Raw genomic sequence first — 3187 nt, 5'->3', positions numbered from 1 at the left:
CCCACCAGGTATAGCCCCAGCAGGGCCCGCATGCCGTAGAAGCTGCAACGCTCCCACAGTTCGGTCATGAACAGGGTCGCCAGGCCGCGTGGCTGGCCGAGAAAGGTCTTTCCGGTACCGCTGTCGGCGATTCGCGGGATGACCGCCTCCGTCGGGGTGGACGCCATGGGTGAGAGCCGTTCCTTGTCTGCGTAAGCGGGACCTGGCGGTCTGCCTGGGTGGGACCGGGCGGGTCTGAGCAAGCGGGACCTGGTGGTCTGCGCGGGCGGGACCTGGTGGTCCGAGTGAGCGGGACCGGGCGGGATCGCCGCGCCCGTCCCGGCATCCGGGGCACAGGTGTGCCCCGGTGAGTGACACGGGACCTGACCACTGTACGGCCACTATTCATGCGATAACGGACTGGAAGGACTAATGATCTCGAATGGTGGTGTACTCGCCTGAATCGACCTTTCTTCATCAAGGTGCAGGTTCAGGCGAAGAATCTCCTTCGAAGGCAAGGCTGGACCGCACACTCTGTGATGAATCCACACCTGCGCACATCCGGGCTCCAGGGCCCCGACTGTGCTCCACTTCACAGCCCCCCGCGCTCCTGATCGTCACGGGGCGCGCGGACTACCATCGCCCCATGACCCGAGTTCTGCTCGCCGAGGACGACATCGCCATCTCGGAGCCGCTGGCCAGAGCGCTCCGCCGGGAAGGCTACGAGGTGCTGGTGCGCGAGGACGGCCCTGCCGCCCTCGAAACCGGACTGGAGGAGGACATCGACCTGCTGGTCCTCGATCTCGGCCTGCCCGAGATGGACGGCCTGGAGGTCTGCCGGAGGCTGCGTGCGGACGGCAAGGGCTTCCCCGTACTGGTGCTCACCGCCCGCGCCGACGAGGTCGACACCGTGGTCGGCCTGGACGCCGGCGCCGACGACTACGTCACCAAGCCCTTCCGGCTCGCCGAGCTGCTGGCCCGGGTGCGCGCCCTGCTGCGGCGCGGCACCGTGGACCTCACCACCGGCGCCCACGGGGTGAAGATCGACGTGGAGTCGCACCGGGCCTGGCTGGGCGAGGAGGAGCTGCAGCTCTCCGCCAAGGAGTTCGAGCTGCTGCGCGTCCTGGTACGGGACGCCGGCCGGGTGGTCACCCGGGAGCAGATCATGCGGCAGGTGTGGGACACCACCTGGTGGACCTCCACCAAGACCCTCGACATGCACATCTCCTGGCTGCGCAAGAAGCTCGGCGACGACGCGGGCAACCCCCGCTACATCACCACCGTGCGAGGCGTGGGCTTCCGCTTCGAGAAGGGCTGACCGGCAGCGTGCGACGCAGGATGATCAACTCCCTGCTGGGCGTCGTCCTGGTGATGGTGGTGGTGTTCTGCGTCCCGCTGGCCCTCTTCGAGAAGCGCACCATCGAGAGCGCCGCACAGGACCGGGCCGGGGCCGAGGCGGTCCGGCTCCTGGGCATCGTCGAGAACCGCATCGCCGCCGGTGAGCCGGTCGGTGTGGGGGACCTCAAGGGCCAGGTGACCGACGGTTCCTTCGCCGAGGTGCACATCGCCGGCCATGCGCCCATCCGGATCGGCAGCCCGCCCGCGGGCGGCGACCCGGTACGGGCCGCCCAGACCGGCGGCCGCGGCGAGAGCGTGGTGGTCGAGCACTCCCGGCAGGACGTCCAGCACGAGATCGGCAACATGCTGCTGATGCTGGGCGTGGTCGCACTGCTCGCCGTCCAGGCCGCCGTGGCCCTCGCCGTCTGGCAGGCCAACCGTCTCACCCGCCCGCTCAAGGACCTCGCGGAGACCGCCGAACGCCTCGGCTCCGGCGACCCCCGGCCGCGCGACCGCCGCTACGGCGCCCCCGAGCTCGACCGGGTCGCCGAGGTGCTGGACTCCAGCGCCGAGCGGATCGCCCGGATGCTCACCGCCGAGCGCCGGCTCGCCGCCGACGCCTCCCACCAGCTGCGCACCCCGCTCACCGCGCTCTCCATGCGGCTGGAGGAGATCATCGCCACCGAGGACCCGGCGACCGTCAAGGAGGAGGCCGCGATCGCGCTCGGCCAGGTGGAGCGGCTCACCGACGTGGTGCAGCGGCTGCTCACCAACCAGCGCGACCCGCGCAGCGCCTCCGCGGTCACCTTCGATCTGGACGAGGTGGTCAAGCAGCAGGCCGAGGAGTGGCGGCCCACCCTGCGCGGCGCCGGCCGGCAGCTGGAGATCGAGGGCCTCCAGGGACTGGAGGCGGTGGGCACCCCCGGTGCCGTAGCGCAGGTGCTGGCCACCCTGATCGAGAACTCGCTGATGCACGGGGACGGCACGGTGGTGCTCTCCACCCGTATCACCGGCCCCTCGGTGGTGGTCGAGGTGGAGGACGGGGGTCAGGGCGTCCCCCCGGCGCTCGGCGCCCGGGTCTTCGAGCGGACGGTCAGCGGCCGCAACTCCACCGGCATCGGCCTGGCCGTCGCCCGCGACCTCGCGGAGGCCGACGGCGGCCGCCTGGAGCTGCTGTCCCTGCGCCCGCCGGTCTTTGCGCTCTTCCTCGGCCGGCCGGTGCAGGAGCGTCACTGAGCCGGGCCGTGCGGCCCTCAGCCCGGCCGGCCGTGGGAGCCCGCCTCCAGGACCGTGCGCAGGCCGGCCAAGGTGGCAGCGATACGGGCCAGCTCGTCGGGGGAGACCGTCGCGGTCAGTGAGCGGAGTTCGCTCTCGACGACGAGCCGGGAGGCGGACAGCCGCTGCGCACCCTCGGGTGTGAGCTCGAGGACGGACGAGCGGCGGTCCTGGGGGTGCGCGACCCGCCGGCACCAGCCCGCCGCCTCCAGCCGGTCGACCGCCTTGCTGACGGCCCCCACGGTGATCGCCAGTTCGGTGGCGATGTCGAGCACCCGGCACCCCGGTACCCGGTCGACGATCTCCAGGAACTCGTACTGGCCCAGCCCCAGCCCCTGTTCGGTGCGCAGCCGGGCGCTCACCGCGTTGTAGAGGCGGGTCTCGACGCGGACGAGATCGGTGAAGACATGGGTGACGCGGATCACATCGGCTCCAATGGATTCCGAGGAATCATCTTCTTGGGCATCCGGTTGGACGGGGACAGATGGATTCCAAGGAATCCAGTTTCGCATCCTCGCCCCCTGGAGGCCCACATGTCCCGACAGCAGCGCGACGCCCTGGACGCCCTGCTCCGTTCCGTCCCCCGGAGCGGGAC

General features: G+C 70.9%; 3 protein-coding genes and 1 pseudogene. 2 read left to right on the top strand and 2 right to left on the bottom strand.

Going from position 1 to position 3187, the window contains the following annotated elements:
* Nucleotides 1-167, bottom strand: a pseudogene (locus AOK09_RS42825) (MFS transporter); the annotation flags it as partial.
* Nucleotides 168-625: 458 nt separating this feature from the next.
* On the opposite strand from AOK09_RS42825, the gene AOK09_RS34220 reads away from it, so the two are divergent.
* Nucleotides 626-1297 carry a response regulator transcription factor gene (locus AOK09_RS34220; RefSeq protein ID WP_055591110.1) on the top strand — a complete coding sequence of 224 codons (672 nt, stop codon included), beginning with the start codon at nt 626-628 and terminating at the stop codon, nt 1295-1297.
* A gap of 8 nt (nt 1298-1305) precedes the next feature.
* Nucleotides 1306-2553 (top strand): ATP-binding protein, encoded by a 1248-nt coding sequence (locus tag AOK09_RS34215; protein ID WP_055591109.1) that lies wholly within the window; start codon nt 1306-1308, stop codon nt 2551-2553.
* A 17-nt stretch (nt 2554-2570) separates the two neighbouring features.
* On the opposite strand, the gene AOK09_RS34210 is transcribed toward AOK09_RS34215, so the two are convergent.
* On the bottom strand, nt 2571-3017 hold the full coding sequence (locus AOK09_RS34210) for a MarR family winged helix-turn-helix transcriptional regulator (protein WP_055591108.1): 447 nt from the start codon (nt 3015-3017) through the stop codon (nt 2571-2573).
* Nucleotides 3018-3187: the final 170 nt, after the last annotated feature.

The organism is Peterkaempfera griseoplana, from assembly GCF_001418575.1.
GTDB classification, from domain to species: domain Bacteria; phylum Actinomycetota; class Actinomycetes; order Streptomycetales; family Streptomycetaceae; genus Peterkaempfera; species Peterkaempfera griseoplana.
The sequence above is the reverse complement of the archived record's forward strand: the minus strand, read 5'-3'. Positions and strand labels throughout refer to the sequence as shown.

Coding starts and splice junctions, on each gene's coding strand:
- AOK09_RS34220 (WP_055591110.1), top strand. CDS start 626: ATGACCCGAGTTCTGCTCGCCGAGGACGACATCGCCATCTCGGAGCCG.